The sequence below is a fragment of the Sphingobacterium tabacisoli genome, assembly GCF_017908035.1.
Classification (GTDB): domain Bacteria; phylum Bacteroidota; class Bacteroidia; order Sphingobacteriales; family Sphingobacteriaceae; genus Sphingobacterium; species Sphingobacterium tabacisoli.
The window spans coordinates 122,942-141,642 of the sequence record NZ_JAEQMU010000006.1 but is presented as its reverse complement, the minus strand read 5'-3'; the positions used below and the strand labels follow the sequence as shown (position 1 = coordinate 141,642).

Sequence of the window (18,701 nt, the reverse complement as noted above, 5' to 3'; positions counted from 1 at the left end):
AAACACTGTTCAATATACCTTAAATGCCGCTTACGGAGAAAAAAAAGATTAAATTATAGCAAAGATACCGTTAGGATGGCTATACAGCTTGTGTAATCGAGCATTCCATAATGTAGTCTTCCATAAGGAAACCATTACCAATAGCGATATTTTCCTCTCCCGCAATATGAAAACCAATCCGTTTGTAGAAATCAACCGCGATGTTATCCCGGTTTACATTTAAGGACAGGGTGTTGTTGCCATGTTGTAAAGCGATGCGGGTTACCTCTTCAAACATTCGTTTTCCCACACCTTGTCCTTGGGTTTCTGGTAGGAGGTATATTTTGTGGATTTTTGTTTTTGTGTCTGATTTGTAATCTAACTCAAACGAGAGGTAACCTATATTTTTGTTTTCTCTTTGAGCAAACAGAAATTGATGTCCTTGTTTTTCAATTTGTTGGGTAAGTGCAGTGTCCGAGTACATAAAATCCATCATGTAGCTGATTTGCTCTTGAGAGAGTATATCTTTAAAGGTGACGGGCCAAATTTCTGCAGCCAGAGATTGAATAGCCGGAATATCACGGAGACTGGCTTTTACTATTTTAATCATGTTTCTTGTCGCTTAATGGATGATAAAAGTAAAGTTTTCTGCTGAAAATTGTGTTTTTTATAAAAAATGATTCTTTTGCTGTGTTTATATATAATAAATAAGGTGTTGTAGCGTTATTCTTATAATAAGTCAGAAATTTCATAATTTAGGTTAATAATTGGTTTGTGTAGTCCTGGAGTGCTAGCTTCAGGACTATCTTTTAATGATACCTAGCCCAAGACTGCGAATAGTTATAAATTGTATTGTTTTTTAATTATCTGTAGACAAATATTTGTCTATCAATTACCCTATAATTGAATTATATTTCCCTAAATATAATAAATAATTAGTGCGGATAAGGGAAATGACCTTCTATGAAAATTGAACTTCAAATAGCGTTTTATTTGCCCTATATCTAACTTTTTTCTCACTTGTATGGATGTTGATAAAAAGATATTTAGTGGTATATTTATATTATGAAAGTAAATAAGAAAACGCTACAATCAGAATCGACCAAACGTAAACTGCTTCAGGCAGTGGAAGATATATTGGCTAATGAAGGTTTTGTTGCTTTGAAAGTTGAGAATATCAGTAAGGTTTCGGGAGTGGATAAAAAATTGATCTATTTCCACTTTGGGGATTTGCAGGGACTGTATAATGCGTTTTTAAGAAGTAAGGATTTTTGGCTGTCTGAGGCTTTTGAAGAGATACCTCAGCAGTTAAATTGGGAAGCGGTTATTGAGGTGTTGAAGAAGCAGTTTTCTGAAATGAAAAGTAATAAACTGCTGACGCAGTTGCTTATTTGGGAATTGAGTGAGAAAAATGAAATCTTGTCCAAGTTGGCCGACGAGCGGGATGAAGTAGGAAATGAGCTTTTGACAACAATTGTAAAAAACGAAAGCTTTAAAGAGGATGTACAACCATTAATAGCTCTTCTCGTGAGTGGTATTTATTATCTTTCTATGCATGCCACCATTAATGGCAGTCTTTTTTGCGGATTAGATATCAATAAAGAGGAAGATGCAGCACGTGTATCAGCCACTTTAGAGCGTGTTTTGAAAAACGTAAAATAAAATTGTTCATTACGAATTAGGGAACTCTCGAAAATAGAGAGACGATCCCTTGTATAGAAGCCCGGGGTTATAACATATCTTGGAGTAGATTATTCTAACCTTTAGAATGTTACGGCTCGTGTAGGCGTAGGGACGATTGTACTTTGCTTATAAAGTAATGACGGATCTAGATTCACTTTCCCACAGTACATCCTTATAGAGTAACAATCCCGAAATAAGGTCCTTGTTTTTTCTGAAAGTGTCTGTTCTCAAAGGCCATCAAGAACTTTCATGCCTGTTGTTGATCCAAAGGAATCATGAAAGTTTTTTATGAACGTTAATGGAGGTGAGGTAATCCTTTTGGATAAATGCTATCCTCTAGACTTCTTATAAAGATCTTCCACCAGTTTGGATGAACGATAGCCGAAGTCAGCTCCAAAGCTATTGATTACAAGTCCTTTGATGTTATGTTTTTTTGATGAAATTGCAAATACAATGCTTTCGTCACCAGGATCGGTCATTCCCTCAAATCGGTAGATTTCTTCTATGCTGAATTCATCAGGAGAAAGTTCCAAAGAGTTTTCTGTACAATAGATACACTCCTGTTCTTCAGGGATCAAAAAGTCATACGTATAGCCTCTTTTTTGCAAATCATTGACGGCTTCACTCAAGGTGTCATAGGTGTATCTCTTTTTACTACTGTCCATAATAGATGTTTTTTAATACATTGTTTGCAGATCTATGTTGCTAGTGGTCTATCCACTAGTGTCCTAAAGATAGTGAAATATGTTTGAATTTAGGCCTAATTCACCTTACTGATATAGTCATTTTTTATTTTGACTAGATCCTCGCTCTTGCTCAGATATTCTACCTTCCGGCCCTTGAATACCATTTTGGAAGCGATACGTTCGCTATCTTTAACGAACTTCATAAAACGTTTGAAGTTTTCCTTGCGTTGGTCTTTGTTGGATTGTGACTGCGTACTGATTACTTGAGCGAGTTCGTCATTGATGTGGAGAATGGCACTGCTCTCACCCTCTGGTTCGAACCAAATCAACGCTTCTGGGTGTTCATCTAAAAAGATGCCAAAACCCACTTCTTGGTTACGGTGTTCAAAAATGAAGCATCTGAAATGAAAAACTCCTATATATACCGCATCAACAAAAATAATATGCTTCATTAGCATTCTTATTGGTTCTTAGGTATAAACATACGCAAATTCATTTTTATATGCAATACCGTTAAACCTAGAGCTAATGTGCAAGCTAAATCGTTATATAGGAGATGGAGATTCCGCTACTCGCCGATGGCATAATACACAAATCCAAGCTCCTCAAGCTGGGCTCTTTCCAATAGTTTGCGACCGTCAAATATAAATGAAGGACTTTTCATACTGCGTTTAATTCTTGCCCAATCGTAGGTTTTAAATTCGTCCCACTCCGTCAATATCGCAATAGCATGAGCATCTTTACAGGCCTCATAAGGATCTTCACTTACCGATGCCAAGCGTCTTGTTTCGGCATCAGGACGACTATTTAGGTATTCTAAATCTACGAATACTTTTTCTGCAGGTACCTTAGGGTCGTATACATGGATGTCGGCCTGTTCATTGAGTAAGTGATCCGCTACATAGATGGCCGCTGATTCCCTTGTGTCATTGGTGTCTTTCTTGAAAGCCCATCCTAAGATCGCTATTTTCTTCCCGTTTACCGTATTGAAGAGCGTCTGAATAATATTATCTGCAAATCGTTGTTTCTGATGATCGTTCATTAAAATGACCTGTTCCCAATAGTCAGCTACCTCTTGCAGGTTATAAGAACGAGCGATGTAAACTAGGTTCAATATATCTTTTTGGAAGCAGGATCCTCCAAAACCTACCGATGCTTTGAGGAATTTGGAGCCTATTCGCGTGTCCATGCCAATAGCCTTAGCGACCTCCTGTACATCCGCACCTGTTTTTTCGCAGAGCTCAGAGATCGAGTTTATAGAGGATACTCGCTGCGCAAGGAATGCGTTGGCGGTGAGTTTAGAGAGTTCCGAGGACCAAAGGTTGGTTGTTAGGATACGGTCTTTGTCTACCCACCCCGCATAGATGTCAACCAGTGCTTGTATGGCTTCTTTGTTCTCTCCGCCGATCAGTACGCGGTCTGGATTTAGCAAGTCCTGTACAGCTGTTCCCTCTGCTAGAAATTCAGGGTTGGATAGGATATGAAAGTTTACGGAAGATCCCGTATTGTGTAAAATACTCTTTAGTGCTGCCGCTGTGCGTACTGGGAGTGTGGATTTCTCGACTACAATCTTATCAGAGGTAGCTACATCAGCAATCTGTCTTGCGCAGAGCTCAATATATTTGAGGTCAGCAGCCATCCCCTTGCCTTTTCCATAGTTTTTGGTAGGTGTATTGACGGAGATAAATATCATATCTGCTTCTTCGATTGCCTTTTCTACATCGGTAGAAAAGAAGAGATTTCGGTCACGGGCTTCGGCTACAATATCGGATAGACCAGGTTCATAGATGGGGAGTTGATCTAGATCTGGGTTGTTCCAGGCTGCAATCCGTTCGGTATTCATGTCCACAAGTGTGATCTGTATATCAGGACATTGTTGTGCGATGACCGACATCGTCGGACCACCTACATAACCAGCACCAATGCAACATATTTTTTTTATTGTAAAAGCCATCTCTCAGCAAGTTTTAGAAGCACAAAAATAGCTAATTTATTGTGAAATTGTAATGTTGTGAAATCCTTAATTCACCTCTTCCCCTTTTACCTTCTTAACTTTATCTAATGCTCTTGACCTTGACTATAAGAGAATCTGATTTTTAATTTCTAAATTTGAAATACACAAGACTAAAAAGGGTGAGTATGGATATACAAGAGGTTTTTACCTATTTATTCGGGGCAGTAATTGTTCTTGTACCGCTCTTTGCGCTCTATAAGTGCCTCATGAATGCGCAGGTTAAGAAGACAGCCAAAGTTCTTTGGATGCTAGGAATTATAATTATTCCTGTATTCGGAGGGTTGGTATACCTATTTATGAATGAGGCAAAAGTAGAGCAGTAGTTCTATCGGGATATTAAGACAGGGAGGATAGTTGATTACGAAAGAAACCATAGATAAGGTATTAGATACGGCACGGATTGAGGAAGTCGTCGGAGAGTTTGTAGATCTCAAAAAGAGAGGAACTTCGCTAATTGGAAATTGCCCGTTTCATAATGAAAAAACACCTTCTTTTCACGTATCTGTAGCTAAAGGCATTTACAAGTGCTTCGGTTGTGGGGCAGGGGGAGATTCTCTTAAGTTTGTAATGGAGTTGGAAAAGTTTTCCTACCCTGAAGCAATTCGTTATCTAGCCAGCAAATACAGTATTGAAATCGAAGAGGTGGAGCGTAGTCCCGCACAGATGGCGGCTCAGGATAAACGCGAGAGTCTGTATGTGTTGAGTCAATGGGCTGGCAAATTCTTTAAGCAACACCTTTGGGAGACCGATTCTGGGAGATCGATAGCACTGTCTTACTTTAAGGAAAGAGGGTACAGGGATGACATCATCAAAAAGTTTGATCTGGGATATTCTCCCGATCAATGGACTGCTTTGGTCGATGCCGCCAAAAAAGATGGCTTTCAGGAGTCTTATCTATCCGATATAGGGCTTGCCATCGAACGGGATGATAAGAGTCTGTATGACCGGTTCCGCGGACGGGTAATTTTTCCTATACATAATCTGACAGGCCGTATCATTGGTTTTGGCGGTCGAACGCTAAAGACGGAAAAGTCTACGCCCAAATATGTCAACTCGCCAGAAAGTGAAATTTACCATAAATCCGATGTCCTATACGGATTAAACCACGCCAAAAAGGCGGTGATGGATGCGGATCTGTGCTATTTGGTAGAAGGGTATGCCGATGTTATTGCAATGCATCAGGCTGGGGTAGAGAATGTTGTTTCTTCGTCAGGAACCTCGTTGACTACCGGGCAGATCAAGCTAATTTCCCGGTTTACGAAAAACGTTGTGATCCTTTATGACGGAGATGCCGCCGGTATAAAGGCCTCTTTGCGGGGAACTGACATGTTGTTGGAAGAGGGATTGAATGTAAAGGTGCTTCTTTTCCCGGATGGGAATGATCCCGATTCTTATATTAAGCAGGTTGGTTCTGCAGCGTTTATCGCCTATATCGCTGCACATCAGGAGGATTTTATATTTTACAAGACGCACATTCTGCTAAAGGATGCAAAGGATGACCCCATAAAACGTGCTGAGGTAATTCGGGATGTGGTGGAGAGTATTGCGCTTATTCCCGATGAAATAAAAGTGTCCGTCTTTATACGTCAGTGTAGTTCTTTACTGGATATCGAAGAGCGGGTATTGCTGACTGAGCTGAACAAAATTCGAATCAATAAGGCAAAGGCACAAGATAAGAAAGCAAGTAGTGCTAAATCGGCACCGTCTCATATGTCGATCGGTCCAGAAGGAGATATGCCTCCTCCGGATTTCTTTATGACAGAGCAGGAGCGATCTGATGCAGGAATGCCTGAAGGGGGAGTAGAGCAAGTCATTACGGCCGAGGTATTACAAGAAAGAGAGATTGTTCGGATTCTGTTAAATTACGGGAGAGAGTTGGTAAGCTGGGAGGGAAACGGAGATATCCCGGTTGCCCCTTATTTGCTGGGCAGTATCGAAGATCTGACATTTGACGATAGTGCGAGTGCTAAGATTGTCGCTGTTTTTAAGAAACAGGCGGAGAGTTTTGAAGTGCCAGAAGCTAAGTTTTTTATTGCGCATGAAGACAATGATGTATCAAAATTAGCTGTAGATTGTATTGCGTCCCGCTATGAACTGAGCCCTAACTGGAATGATGATAAGCGCAAAATCTATATAACGAAGGAGATTGAACATCTGAAAGAGCTTGTTATCCAGGCGATCTATCGGATTAAAAAGAGAAAGTTTGCTTCGGAGATGCATAAGGTTAGAGAGGAACTCAAACAACCGCTGAGTGCCGAAGATATGGAAATTGCATTGCATAAATATCAAAAGCTAAAAGAGGGCGAACAGTTATTGGGTAACCTATTGGGAAACACAATTGTCAAGTGATGCCTTTTTTCGGAACGGATAACCGAATTTGATGCATTTTTTCTAAGTTTATGAAATGATTTTTCCAGGATATGGCGAAGCATTTATTATCGGGTCAGTATGGAGAGCAATTGGCTCTCGGTTTTGTCCAAAAGCTGGGCTATAATCTATTGGATACAAATTGGCGCTATCGTTATTGGGAAGTTGATATAGTAGCGATGGATGGCGATGTTCTCGTTTTTATTGAAGTGAAAAGTCGGACAAATACGGCTTTTGGGGAACCGGTAGAATTTGTGGATTGGAAGAAGAGGAACAATTTGATCAAGTTGGCCGAGGCCTATATAAAGATTAAGCGTTTTGAAGGAGAAATACGATTCGATATTATATCGGTCTACCTAAAAACTAAAGAGGTTGAATTGATTAAAGATGCCTTTTGGAGTAATTAAGAAGTGAAGAATAAACTTATTAAAGTAATTAGATTACGATGAAAAATAAAGCAGCAGTAGGATTATTGATAGCAGTAGTAATTGCAGTTGTGGGCTGTAAAACGCAAAAAGGTAAGCTAGAATTTCTGCATCCTGACTCTGGGAAGCGCATTGCTTATGGCGAACAGGTTAAATTAACACTTAATTTTCCGAATGTTGCGGTAGATTCTGTTGTATATTCTATTGACGGTAATGTGTTTGAAACTAAACGTGATACCAGCTCTGTCGTCTTTGATACTAAAGGCTATGGCTTAGGGGATCGTTCATTGTCTGCAAGAGTGTATGTCGAAGGAAAAGAAGATATTGCTTACAGTAATGTTATGGTGTTGCCACCCAATGCGCAGAATTACGGATTTGAGGTGGTCAATACTTTTCCGCACGACTCGGAGTCTTTTACTCAGGGATTACAATATCAGAATGGTGTAATGTATGAATCTTCTGGTAGATATGAAAAGTCTCAACTGAGAAAGATTGACCTTCAGACTGGTAAGGCTTTGAAGTCTATTAAGTTGGATGATAAGTATTTTGCAGAAGGGATGACTATTGTGGATGATAAGATTGTCCTATTGACCTGGATGGAAAATGTTGCTTTCATTTATAGTAAAGATAACTTACAGCAAGTTGGTTCTTTCAGTTATGGAGCTAGTAAAGAAGGTTGGGGACTGACATATGACGGTAAGCAGATGATAAAATCGGATGGCAGCAACCGCTTGTATTTTCTTAATAAAACTACGGGAGCAGAAGAGTCATCTATTGGAGTCTACGACGAGAATGGTGCTGTCGGCCAGCTGAACGAGTTGGAATATATTGATGGTAAGGTCTACGCAAATGTGTACCAACAAGAAGTCATCGTGATCATAAATCCAGAGAGTGGAGCGGTTGAGGGACGAATTAATCTTGTGGGGATGTACAATGAGAATCGTAAACCAGTAGATAACGAATTGAATGGTATAGCGTATGACCACCAAGCTAAGCGCCTGTTTGTAACAGGTAAGTTGTGGAGCAAACTTTTTGAAATTAAACTGGTCGCCCGTTAATCTGCGGGGCGACCAGTATTAAGGTAGTATCGTTTTTTTATCGATCTGAAGAGAGAACGGGGTCTTCTCGTTAAGTTCTATATAACCTGCTGAGGTCTGTTCTTCAAGACGGTCCGGATAAAGGATTCCCAATAAATGGTCAACCTCATGTTGGAATATCACTGCGGTAAATCCCTCTATGTTTTCTTCCATAATCTGTCCTTTTTTATCCTGGTATTGAAGACGAATGGCATAGCTCCGCTGTATATCTTCCTTACGGTCGGGGATAGAAAGACATCCTTCAGCCCCTAGGCGGGTGAGTTTTGATTTCCAGATTATTTTAGGATTGATATAAAATTCAAAAGGGTCTTCAGCCTTATCAAAGCGCTGTACCCAAATCAAATTTCTATTGATGCCTATCTGAGGAGCTGCAATACCCACTCCCGAATGATTAGGATCCTGAACGGTTAATAACATACGCGCCTCTAGAATCGGTAGCAGCGGATCTGTAGGGTCTATATCCGATGATTTGCTTTTTAGAGTAGCCAACTCTTTTTCGTTTGTTGTCTGGTAAATATGGAGTTTACTATCCGTCTGGCCTGAGAGAATGATGCTTTTTTCTGATTTGTTAAAGCCCTTGATTTTAGAATTTTCCATTTGATTGTCTTCCATTGTTGAGTGTATGGCCACTTGTGAAAACAGCGGCGTAGCCGATGTAATCGTTAAGTACAGGATTACCGTATTTATAGTTTTTGATTTCATGCTATAAAGAAGCTAAATCTACACTTTTTTTCTGGAACTGTCCTAAGGTGCTTTTCGTTTCTTATTTTTAATAGACGACCTAGTCTACAGCTATCCATTGCACTCTTGTGGATTGACAGAATCATTAAAGTTTTTAAACAAAATCGGAATCTAATTGTACCTTTGCCAAAAAGACTTTTAGGAAGCTATTAGATTATCGATAGGAATGAAAGTCGATGACAGTATTTGGAAACGGGCACTTCAGAAAAAAAAATATGCGATTGATGGCATTTGATTATGGGACTAAGCGGATTGGAATTGCGGTTTCGGATCCGTTACAGATCATAGCTACAGCGATGGATACGGTTCATCCCGAAAAGATATGGGACTTTCTCAAGGATTATCTGCAGCGGGAAGCGGTAGAGACCTTTGTGGTCGGCAAGCCATTGCAGACGGACGGTACAGCGTCAGAGTCAGCACATCATGTGGTCGGCTTTGTTCGGCGCTTACAACGGGAATACCCTGATATCCCTGTCGTAGAGGTTGATGAGCGATTTACCTCTAAGATAGCATCTCAGGCTATTTTACAAAGCGGAATCAAGAAAAACAAAAGGCGGGACAAGGGACTGGTTGATACCATCTCAGCTACGCTAATTTTACAGACATATATGGACACTCAAAAATACTAGTGTATGGCATTAAAAGATATTTCCTTTTTCTCGGAAGACATAGAGTACACGCTGAAGGAAAAGGCAAAGGTGCGTGAATGGATTCATGCAGCAATTCAGGCAGAAGGTTTTAAAAGAGTAAGTGAGTTGAATTTTATTTTCTGCTCAGACGAATATTTGTTGGATATCAACAAAGAGTACCTCAACCACGATACCTATACGGATATTGTGACCTTCGACTCTTCAGAAGATGAGGAAGTGATTGCGGGAGATATTTTTATTTCGATAGAACGGGTACGTGAAAACGCATCCAAGTTTAAAGTGCTGGAGCGGGATGAGCTCCATCGGGTGATTATACATGGTGTCATGCATCTATGTGGCTATCTTGATAAGAAGAAAGAAGAAAAGGAGCGTATGACAGCAAAGGAAAACGAGTATCTACAGAAACGGGATTTCTAAATAAAAAACGGGGCGAAAATTTTTCATTTTCGCCCCGTTCTGTAATCGAGATGATTCGATTAAAATCTTTCGAATTGTGAGAAGAAGAAGTTTCCTTCGATTTGAGCATTCTCGTCAGAATCTGAACCGTGAATAGCATTTGCATCGATAGATTTAGCATATTTATTACGGATCGTTCCTTCAGCAGCATCTGCTGGATTTGTTGCACCGATCAACGTACGGAAATCTTCTACTGCGTTGTCTTTTTCTAGAATTGCAGCTACAATAGAACCTGAAGTCATAAAATCAACTAACTCTCCATAAAAAGGTCTCTCTTTATGAACAGCATAAAACTCACCTGCAGTTTCTTTTGAAAGCTTAATGTATTTCATTGCGACGATTTTGAAGCCACCTGCAATAATGTCATTTAAAATAGCTCCGATATGTCCATTTGCTACCGCATCTGGCTTAATCATCGTAAATGTTCTGTTTGTTGCCATTGTAATTATAAATTTTTTGCAAAGATACTAGGAAAAGAGCAAAGATTAAAGAGCAAAAATAAAAGATGAAATATCCTAAATACTTGTCTCTGATATCTCACATCTCAATACGAATATCTAAATACTAACTACTAATGTCTAAATACTAACTACTAATGTCTAAATACTAAATACTAATACTTAACTTTGTGTCATGTCAAAAAATCTGCAGGTTACGATTGATAAAGATTCAGGCTTTTGTTTCGGTGTGGTATATGCCATCGATATGGCCGAAGAGATTCTGGAAGAAGAAGGATACCTTTATTGTTTGGGAGATATCGTACATAATGATGAAGAAGTTGCGAGATTACGAGCCAAAGGTCTTCGTATTATCAACCATGACGCTTTGCCTAATCTGCAGAATGAAAAAGTTTTGATCCGGGCCCATGGTGAGGCCCCCGAGACTTATCGTATTGCATTAGAAAATAATATTACACTAATAGATGCGTCCTGTCCTGTGGTCCTTAAGCTTCAAAATCGGATCAAGACCTCCTACGATGATTCTGAGAAGATATTGATATTTGGCAAGCATGGCCATGCGGAGGTTATCGGCTTACAGGGGCAGACAAACAACGAAGCTCTTGTTTTTCAGGATATAGATGAGCTGGATAATATCGATTTACCGCCCTCTTTTACATTATACAGCCAGACGACCAAAAGCGTAGACAAGTTTTACGCTATAAAGAAGGAACTTATTGAGCGGGGGTACGAAGTAAAAGCTAATGATACCATTTGCCGTCAGGTTTCTAATCGATATGAAGATTTAGGAGATTTCGCAAAACAGTACGACCGTGTCGTTTTTGTCTCCGGCAAGAAATCTTCTAATGGAAAAGTTCTTTATGACGTTTGTAAAGCTGCTAATCCGAATTCCTATTTTATATCTGAAGTTGAAGAGTTGGATATTTCTTTGTTTAAAGAAGGCGAAGCTATAGGTATCTGTGGTGCGACTTCTACCCCAATGTGGCTAATGAAGGAGATAAAAACTACGCTCGAAAACCTATAGGTAGGTCATGTGATTTTCATATTAGACCGATTCCCACAGCTTAATCTATTTTTTTGTATAATTTTGTCTTAATGAACAAAAAGGCTAAAAAAGGTGTTTTGTTGGTACAGTTAGGTACACCCGATGCACCTGCTACCGCTGAAGTAAAAAGATACCTTACCGAATTTTTGATGGATGGACGAGTAATGGATATTCCGTACTGGAGTCGAACCTTACTTGTGAAAGGCATCATCGTGCCTCAACGATCGGCACAATCTGCTGCCACCTATAAAACCATATGGGATGAGAGTACAGGTTCACCATTGATGTACTATAGTCTACTGCAGAAGGAAATGCTTCAAGAGCAGTTAGGCGATGAATATCATGTGGAGCTAGCTATGCGTTATCAAAATCCATCAATCGAAGCAGCCCTGCAAAAGATGGAGGGAATGTTATTGGATTCTATTAAGGTTGTGCCTTTGTTTCCGCAATATGCATCCGCGACTACTGGCTCGGTAATTGAGAAAGTAATGGAGGTTATGCGTAAATGGCAATATATACCCAGTGTATCTTTTGTGAATAGTTATTGTCAAGATGAAGATATGGTAGCTGTATTTGCGGAGAATGGCAGAAAGCACCCTATAGAGGAATTTGATCATATTTTGTTCAGTTATCATGGACTTCCTGTACGCCAATTGGGTAAGGTCGATCCTTCAGGAGAATTGCATTGCCCAGATGGTGGTTGCGATACCTGTAAGGTAGAACTTAATTCATTTTGTTACTTGTCGCAATGTTATGCAACAACTCGGGCTATTACAACAAAATTGGGCCTTTCGCCGGATAAATTTACAGTTTGTTTCCAATCTAGACTAGGGAAGACACCTTGGATACAACCTTATACCTCTGATGTATTGCATGATCTGGCTCAAAAGGGAGTGAAAAAACTTTTGGTATTTAGTCCTGCTTTCGTCGCAGACTGTATCGAGACACTGGATGAGATACAGGTCGAGTATGCTGATGAATTTAAAGCATTAGGGGGAGAAGAAGTTGCTATGGTCGAGAGCCTTAACGATAATCCGAGATGGATTAATTCCCTTAAGAAGCTTGTACTCTCAAATTGATATAAACTATGTTGATTTTCAACGCTATTTTTTTATTCGTATTAGATTTTTACATATTTTTCGCACTCCGCGCCACTAAAATATCCTTTGTAAAGAAGAAATGGTTTGCTGTCGCTTGGTGGTTTTACTCGATTAGCCTCTTGGCGGGAGTAATGATTGCTTTCAAGTTCAACATTCCGTTGATGTACCGCTCTATTATACTGGTTGCCTTTTTCATGACTGCCGTTAGTAAGTTTATATACGTTGTTGTATTGCTGATTGATGATATTCGGAGAGGGGGCGTCTGGGTGTCTAGGCTTTTTACATCTAGAAAAGGAAAGACATTGGAGGAGCGGGTTGAAGAGTTAGAAAAGCCACTTCCCGAAAAAGCGAAAAACGGCATTAGCCGATCTGATTTTTTACTCAAATCGGGAGTCGTAGTTGCGTCTTTGCCAATCTTTCCCTTAGCTTGGGGTGTTATATCCAGTGCTTATGATTATCGTATCAGACGGCAGCGCTTAGTACTACCAAATCTTCCAAAGGCTTTTCACGGCTTTAAAATAGCTCAAATTTCGGATGTGCATTCTGGCTCTTTCTACAACCAGAAAGCGGTATTAGGCGGTGTGGAGATGTTGCTTGGTGAAAAGCCGGATGCGATCTTTTTTACAGGTGATTTGGTAAATAATGTGGCTTCAGAGATGAGAGACTACCAGGATATTTTTTCCAAGCTACATGCCGAATTCGGGGTTTATTCTACGCTTGGAAATCATGATTACGGTGATTATTATTACGGTAAGGAAGACAGTCCGGCAAAGCGTAAAAACTTAAAAGACATCATCGATGTCCATAAGGTAATGGGCTGGGATCTCCTGATGGACGAAAATAGAGTGATCAAAGTGGATAATGAAGAACTTTCCATTGTTGGTGTACAGAACTGGGGGACAGGACGTTTTCCTAAAAAAGGTGATTTGAGTAAAGCATTGATGGGCACGGAAGACAAAGCAGTCAAATTGCTATTGTCACATGATCCATCGCATTGGCGAGCTCAGGTGCTCGATACAGACGTAGACGTTATGTTTGCAGGGCATACACATGGTATGCAGTTTGGAGTTAGGGGAGAGCACTTTCAATGGAGTCCCGCGAAATATATATATAAAGAATGGGCAGGTCTATACCAAGAAGGTCCTAAGAAACTTTATGTTAATACAGGCTATGGTTTCTTGGGCTATCCCGGTAGAGTGGGCATACTGCCTGAGATCACCATTTTTGAATTGGTAACTTCATAATATACGAATAAAGCCTGTGGATATCCACAGGCTTTATTCGTATTAGTGCGATAGAATCTCTACAATCCGAGTGAGGTTGTCGTTGATTTTATCAATATGTTTTATCGCTTTTCCGAATGGAGTAAATTGAATCTGTCCACAGATCAACCCGGCCATCTCTCCACGGCGTCCTTCCAGTAAGCCTTCGACAGCAGCTACACCTAGTCTACTGGCTAGTACGCGGTCCATACAAGATGGTTTTCCGCCACGTTGGATATGTCCTAGGATAGATACCCGAACATCATAGTGAGGGAAGCTTTCTTTTATTTTTTCCGCGACGACCAAGCCTCCTTCATCGTCCCCTTCAGCAACGATAATAATTCGGGAAGACTTGTTTTTCCGTGTTTGGTCAAGGCGTTTCATGATCGCTTGGTAGTCTACCGTTAATTCTGGAATCAGAACTGCCTCTGCCCCTGTACTGATCCCGGAACGAAGTGCGATAAGCCCGGAGTCACGGCCCATTACCTCGACAACAAACAGTCGGTCATGGGATTCTGCGGTGTCTCTAATCTTATCTACAGCATCGACAACGGTATTGATCGCGGTGTCATACCCGATCGTAAAATCAGTTCCAGCCAAGTCATTGTCGATTGTACCGGGGATACCTACGATCGGAATATCAAATTCTTCAATAAATTTGGATGCCCCCGTAAAAGTACCATCGCCACCAATAACCACCAAGCCATTTATGCCCAGTTTTTTTATATTGTCGTAAGCTTTTTTACGTCCTTCGACTGATTTAAACTCTTCACTTCGCGCTGTTTTCAGGATAGTGCCCCCCCGTTGGATAATATTTGCCACTGATTTGGCATCCATAGGGATTATTTCTCCATTGACCAATCCATCATAACCACGGCGGACTCCAAACATGTTAGCCCCATGATATATACCTGCCCGAATTACAGCACGTATTGCAGCATTCATGCCTGGAGAATCACCTCCCGATGTTAAAACAGCTATATTCTTAATTTCACTCATATGTTCAAACCTAGATAAATTTATTTTCAAGTGCAAAATAAATGTGAGTTGCACTCCAATACATTCGTATACTGATATGCTTCGCTATTGAAGTCTATATTATACAAAAATAACAACATTTGTTGTCAAATGTTGTTATTTTTACATTAAAAGTATGTTTGATTTACTTCGCTTTGAATGCGTCTATACCAGACTGTAGGAATGCTCCATACTTTTCGATATCATAGATTGCACCACTGGTAGGTACCAATAGCTCACCTTCATTGTCCAAAAGTGCGTACAAAGGTTGCGAGTTACTCTGGAACTTACTGATCTGGAAGTCCGCATTGCGCTTACTTACCGTATTGATCTTCTTACCTGTCTGTTTCGAAACATAGTGCTCACTTTCCGGAAGATCCAAGACCTTATCATCAACGTAAAGCTCTACAAGGATAAACTCGTTGTTCAGCATCGCCCGAATTTTTGGACTGCTCCATACCTCCGCTTCCATCTTACGACAGTTGACACAGTTCCAGCCCGTAAAATCGACCAATAATGGTTTCTTCTGCGCTTTAGCTGCTGCCAACGCTTCATCGTAATCGTAGTAAGGGTCCAATCCTTTGATCGTCGACTTGCTATGGAAATAGGTGTAGTGCTTACGGCTGTTGGCATCTGCGCCTCCAGTATGTGCCGCCGGACCACCTCCGCTCAGAGCCAGGTTGTTCAGGTCAAAGTCCTGTGTTCCTATAGGAGGAAGAAATGCCGATATCGCTTTCAATGGCGCTCCCCACAGTCCGGGTACCATATACACCACAAAGGAGAATACCAGAATGGCAATCATCGTACGTGGAATAGAAAGGAACTGTAACGGGCTATCGTGGGAAAACTGGATCTTGCCGATCAGGTATAATCCCAAAAGTCCGAATATCACGATCCATAACGCCAGGTATACCTCGCGGTCCAGGAAGTTCCAGTTGTAGGCCAGATCCACGTTGGAAAGGAACTTAAGTGCAAGGGCCAGCTCCAGGAATCCCAGTACCACCTTTACACTGTTTAACCAGCCACCCGATTTAGGCATAGATTTCAACATCGAAGGGAACATCGCGAACAATACGAAAGGAACTGCTAAGGCAATGGAAAAGCCCAGCATACCTATTGCAGGTCCAAGACGCTCACCTCTTGTGGCCGCTTCTACCAATAACGTACCGATGATCGGTCCCGTACAGGAGAAAGAAACCACCGCCAGACTGGCCGACATAAAGAACAGACCGATCAATCCGCCCTTGTCCGACTGTGCATCGATCTTGTTGACAAATGAACTCGGAAGAGTTATCTCGAAGGCGCCAAGGAATGATGCCGCAAAAACCACCAAAAGTAGGAAGAAGAAGAAGTTAAAGATACCGTTTGTAGACAGCTCGTTCAGTGCTTCTGGTCCAAAGGCAATGGTGATCAACATACCCAGTGCAACATAGATCACAATGATAAAGATACCGTATAAGAAGGCCTGTGATATCGCCTTGGAACGCGTTCCTGATTTCTTGGTAAAGAAACTCACCGTAAGCGGTACCATTGGAAAGATACAGGGCATAAAGAATGCCGCAAAACCACCCAAAAGACCGGCGATAAAGATACCCCACATCGACTTATCGTCTGCAGCGGCACCATCAGTAGTTACAGCAGCCGTAGCATCTACGGTCGCAGTGCTGTCGACCTGTGCACTACCGGTATCCTGTCCATCAGAGAAAACCAGGTCATCAGGTACTTCCGCTCCCTGGGTGCTGTCTGTGACGCTACCATCTGTAAATGTAACATCATCGAAGGACACCAACGAGTCTTGCGTAGAAGCTACAAGTGTAGTCGCAAAGAAAATGGAAAGTAAAAAAGAAAACAGATAAGTCTTCATAAAGTTGAAAAAATTGTTGAATTATAAAAGTATAAAAAAAGGCAGTAAAATACTGCCTTCTCTATCTTGGTTGTGTAAAATCTATTTTACAGTAACAGCAAAGTTATATTCGTCTGGAGGAAGACACTGTGACTTGTCACATGCTTGCCATTCTACAGTACCTTTAACAGTAGCTGTACCTTTAGTCAATTTAACTTTTTGCTGGAATACAACTTCATTTGTGAAGTAAGGTACGTTCATTTTGAAAACCTCTTCGTATTTTGTTTTAGCTGTAGGTTCTGCAGTCTTTCCATTTAAAGTATACTCTTTAGATGTATCGAATTTGAAAGATGTCGGGATTGGACCTCCATCAGCAACATTTTGAGAGTAGATGTTCCAACCGTTCTGAATTGTAGCTTTGACGTAGATTACGGCTTCGTTTTTATTTAATTTTTTGTGTGCCACAGACCATTTTACAGGTTGGTGGATTTGTGCTAGAGCACAAGTGACTGTCATTAAGACAGCAGCGATTAGTAAGCTAATTTTTTTCATAATAAATCTAATTCTTCTATAACTTGTATTTGCTTCTATGACTATCTTCAAGGTCATAAAGTTTAACGCTAAGGTACATTTATTATTACCGTATGAGCAAGTAAATTTTTTGTTATAACTGATAAGCGAGCTCTTTTAAATCATACTTTTTGATCTCCTCCTTGTGTCGGATGATAAGATGTCCATCACTTTCTACACCTTGTATACAGCCTTCGATGGAGTTGCCGTTCACTGTAAAGCGCGCGTTAGTATCTTTTAAGAAAAGTCTTTCATTATAAAGCTTAAGGTGAGCCATGAAGCCATCTTCTTGCAATATATGACGAGACTCCTGTAAGCGCTTTTGTATTCTTTTAACCAGATCGAAAATGCTCAAGTCGATTGTAGGGTTCTCTAGGACTAATGAGGTGGTCTTATGCGCTATCTCTGACGCAAATTCTTTTTGATATACATTAAGGCCAATGCCAGCAATAACTGTCTTGATGAAATGTCCCGACAATTTGTTTTCGATAAGAATACCTGCAATTTTTCTCTTTCCTACGATAATGTCGTTAGGCCATTTAATATAGATGTCTTTTTGGAGAATTTCTTTGAGTACATCATATACTGCTAGGCTAGCATGTACGGCCACTGCAAATTGGTTTGTAATAGGAAGATCTTCAGGAGTATAAATGAAGCTTGCAGTCATGTTGGTATTCGCAGTCGCCAACCAGGACGTCCCTCTTTGGCCCCGACCAGCGGATTGGTGTTTTGCCATAATGGCAGTAAAACCTATCTGTGGCTTGAAATTTGTCAATAATTGTTTTGAATAATCATTTGTAGAAGCTGTCGACTCCAAAACAATTATAGACAGGGGCTGATAATGTCCAAAAAATGTATTATTTTGCAAAAGATAAAAGATTTTAAAGTTTTTGAGTAAAACTATAACATTTCTTAATGAGTATAAAGAAAAATTCAGAATTATCCAACAAATTGGCAGAGGTTGTCGTATTGGGGATGCAAGAGAAGAAAGGTAATGAGATTGTCAAGTTGGATATGCGGGATGTCAATGCTACTATTTCTGATTATTTTGTAATCTGCCATGCCGATAGTAATGTCCAGGTAAATGCGATAGCACAAAGTGTAGAAGAGGAAGTATTTAAGGCTTTTGGTCAAAACCCATGGCATAAGGAAGGGCAAGGAAATGGAGAGTGGATTTTGCTTGATTTTGTAGACGTCGTTGTTCACATATTCAAGACAGATACTAGAAGCCGCTATCGTATAGAAGACCTTTGGGGAGATGCAAAATCAGAATCCTACCAGAGTGCATAAAAAGAAATTCTAAAGACA

21 protein-coding genes are annotated in these 18,701 nt (G+C 40.4%); 11 read left to right on the top strand and 10 right to left on the bottom strand.

Translation table 11 applies throughout. The features are described 5' to 3' along the window. Positions 1–79: 79 nt before the first annotated feature. The gene (locus JKG64_RS19390; protein ID WP_210355924.1) at positions 80–589 is read right to left on the bottom strand and encodes a GNAT family N-acetyltransferase; all 510 of its coding nucleotides are present in this window, start codon (positions 587–589) and stop codon (positions 80–82) included. 455 nt (positions 590–1,044) lie between these two features. Between JKG64_RS19390 and JKG64_RS19385 the strand changes: the two genes are divergently transcribed. Next, entirely contained in the window at positions 1,045–1,641 is a 597-nt protein-coding gene (locus JKG64_RS19385) for a TetR/AcrR family transcriptional regulator (RefSeq protein ID WP_210355923.1), read from the top strand. A gap of 350 nt (positions 1,642–1,991) precedes the next feature. Here the strand turns inward: JKG64_RS19385 and JKG64_RS19380 are convergent, their stop codons facing one another. The 3 genes from JKG64_RS19380 to JKG64_RS19370 form a co-directional block, all read right to left on the bottom strand. Beyond that, a complete protein-coding gene (locus tag JKG64_RS19380) occupies positions 1,992–2,327 on the bottom strand; it encodes a phosphoribosylpyrophosphate synthetase (RefSeq protein WP_210355922.1) in 336 nt (111 codons plus the stop codon). A 95-nt stretch (positions 2,328–2,422) separates the two neighbouring features. Continuing rightward, the gene (locus tag JKG64_RS19375; RefSeq protein ID WP_210355921.1) at positions 2,423–2,800 is read right to left on the bottom strand and encodes a hypothetical protein; all 378 of its coding nucleotides are present in this window, start codon (positions 2,798–2,800) and stop codon (positions 2,423–2,425) included. Between the two features lie 116 nt (positions 2,801–2,916). Continuing rightward, a complete protein-coding gene (locus tag JKG64_RS19370) occupies positions 2,917–4,302 on the bottom strand; it encodes a nucleotide sugar dehydrogenase (protein ID WP_210355920.1) in 1,386 nt (461 codons plus the stop codon). Positions 4,303–4,487: 185 nt separating this feature from the next. Between JKG64_RS19370 and JKG64_RS19365 the strand changes: the two genes are divergently transcribed. The 4 genes from JKG64_RS19365 to JKG64_RS19350 all read left to right on the top strand — a co-directional run bounded on the left by JKG64_RS19365 (position 4,488) and on the right by JKG64_RS19350 (position 8,212). Next, entirely contained in the window at positions 4,488–4,685 is a 198-nt protein-coding gene (locus tag JKG64_RS19365; protein WP_210355919.1) for a PLDc N-terminal domain-containing protein, read from the top strand. A gap of 31 nt (positions 4,686–4,716) precedes the next feature. Next, positions 4,717–6,711: a DNA primase gene (gene dnaG, locus JKG64_RS19360; RefSeq protein ID WP_210355918.1), complete on the top strand. Its 1,995-nt coding sequence runs from the start codon at positions 4,717–4,719 to the stop codon at positions 6,709–6,711. A gap of 71 nt (positions 6,712–6,782) precedes the next feature. Then, the gene (locus JKG64_RS19355; RefSeq protein ID WP_210355917.1) at positions 6,783–7,136 is read left to right on the top strand and encodes a YraN family protein; all 354 of its coding nucleotides are present in this window, start codon (positions 6,783–6,785) and stop codon (positions 7,134–7,136) included. Positions 7,137–7,174: 38 nt separating this feature from the next. Then, positions 7,175–8,212, top strand: coding sequence for a glutaminyl-peptide cyclotransferase (locus tag JKG64_RS19350; protein WP_210355916.1), 1,038 nt, complete (start codon positions 7,175–7,177; stop codon positions 8,210–8,212). A gap of 18 nt (positions 8,213–8,230) precedes the next feature. On the opposite strand, the gene def is transcribed toward JKG64_RS19350, so the two are convergent. Continuing rightward, complete coding sequence (gene def / locus JKG64_RS19345) at positions 8,231–8,953, bottom strand: peptide deformylase (protein WP_210355915.1); 723 nt, start codon at positions 8,951–8,953, stop codon at positions 8,231–8,233. 254 nt (positions 8,954–9,207) lie between these two features. Between def and ruvX the strand changes: the two genes are divergently transcribed. Both ruvX and ybeY read left to right on the top strand, forming a co-directional pair. Then, positions 9,208–9,621, top strand: a complete 414-nt coding sequence (gene ruvX, locus JKG64_RS19340; protein WP_210356143.1) for a Holliday junction resolvase RuvX — start codon at positions 9,208–9,210, stop codon at positions 9,619–9,621. 3 nt (positions 9,622–9,624) lie between these two features. After that, complete coding sequence (ybeY, locus tag JKG64_RS19335; RefSeq protein ID WP_210355914.1) at positions 9,625–10,059, top strand: rRNA maturation RNase YbeY; 435 nt, start codon at positions 9,625–9,627, stop codon at positions 10,057–10,059. Between the two features lie 59 nt (positions 10,060–10,118). Here the strand turns inward: ybeY and JKG64_RS19330 are convergent, their stop codons facing one another. Beyond that, a complete protein-coding gene (locus JKG64_RS19330) occupies positions 10,119–10,538 on the bottom strand; it encodes a nucleoside-diphosphate kinase (RefSeq protein WP_210355913.1) in 420 nt (139 codons plus the stop codon). A 193-nt stretch (positions 10,539–10,731) separates the two neighbouring features. Here JKG64_RS19330 and JKG64_RS19325 point away from each other — a divergent pair, with 193 nt between their 5' ends. The 3 genes from JKG64_RS19325 to JKG64_RS19315 all read left to right on the top strand — a co-directional run bounded on the left by JKG64_RS19325 (position 10,732) and on the right by JKG64_RS19315 (position 13,945). Further along, a complete protein-coding gene (locus JKG64_RS19325; RefSeq protein ID WP_210355912.1) occupies positions 10,732–11,580 on the top strand; it encodes a 4-hydroxy-3-methylbut-2-enyl diphosphate reductase in 849 nt (282 codons plus the stop codon). 71 nt (positions 11,581–11,651) lie between these two features. After that, the gene (gene hemH / locus JKG64_RS19320) at positions 11,652–12,680 is read left to right on the top strand and encodes a ferrochelatase (RefSeq protein ID WP_210355911.1); all 1,029 of its coding nucleotides are present in this window, start codon (positions 11,652–11,654) and stop codon (positions 12,678–12,680) included. 8 nt (positions 12,681–12,688) lie between these two features. Next, positions 12,689–13,945 (top strand): metallophosphoesterase, encoded by a 1,257-nt coding sequence (locus JKG64_RS19315; RefSeq protein ID WP_210355910.1) that lies wholly within the window; start codon positions 12,689–12,691, stop codon positions 13,943–13,945. A gap of 42 nt (positions 13,946–13,987) precedes the next feature. Here JKG64_RS19315 and pfkA read toward each other — a convergent pair whose 3' ends face one another. From pfkA to JKG64_RS19295, 4 genes are all read right to left on the bottom strand, one after another. Next, the gene (gene pfkA, locus JKG64_RS19310) at positions 13,988–14,962 is read right to left on the bottom strand and encodes a 6-phosphofructokinase (protein ID WP_210355909.1); all 975 of its coding nucleotides are present in this window, start codon (positions 14,960–14,962) and stop codon (positions 13,988–13,990) included. A 163-nt stretch (positions 14,963–15,125) separates the two neighbouring features. Continuing rightward, positions 15,126–16,844 (bottom strand): protein-disulfide reductase DsbD family protein, encoded by a 1,719-nt coding sequence (locus JKG64_RS19305; protein WP_210355908.1) that lies wholly within the window; start codon positions 16,842–16,844, stop codon positions 15,126–15,128. An 81-nt stretch (positions 16,845–16,925) separates the two neighbouring features. After that, a complete protein-coding gene (locus JKG64_RS19300) occupies positions 16,926–17,375 on the bottom strand; it encodes a protein-disulfide reductase DsbD domain-containing protein (RefSeq protein WP_210355907.1) in 450 nt (149 codons plus the stop codon). A gap of 112 nt (positions 17,376–17,487) precedes the next feature. Then, positions 17,488–18,261, bottom strand: a complete 774-nt coding sequence (locus JKG64_RS19295; RefSeq protein ID WP_210355906.1) for a biotin--[acetyl-CoA-carboxylase] ligase — start codon at positions 18,259–18,261, stop codon at positions 17,488–17,490. Between the two features lie 47 nt (positions 18,262–18,308). Between JKG64_RS19295 and rsfS the strand changes: the two genes are divergently transcribed. Further along, entirely contained in the window at positions 18,309–18,683 is a 375-nt protein-coding gene (gene rsfS / locus JKG64_RS19290) for a ribosome silencing factor (protein ID WP_210355905.1), read from the top strand. The last annotated feature ends 18 nt before the right edge of the window (positions 18,684–18,701 follow it).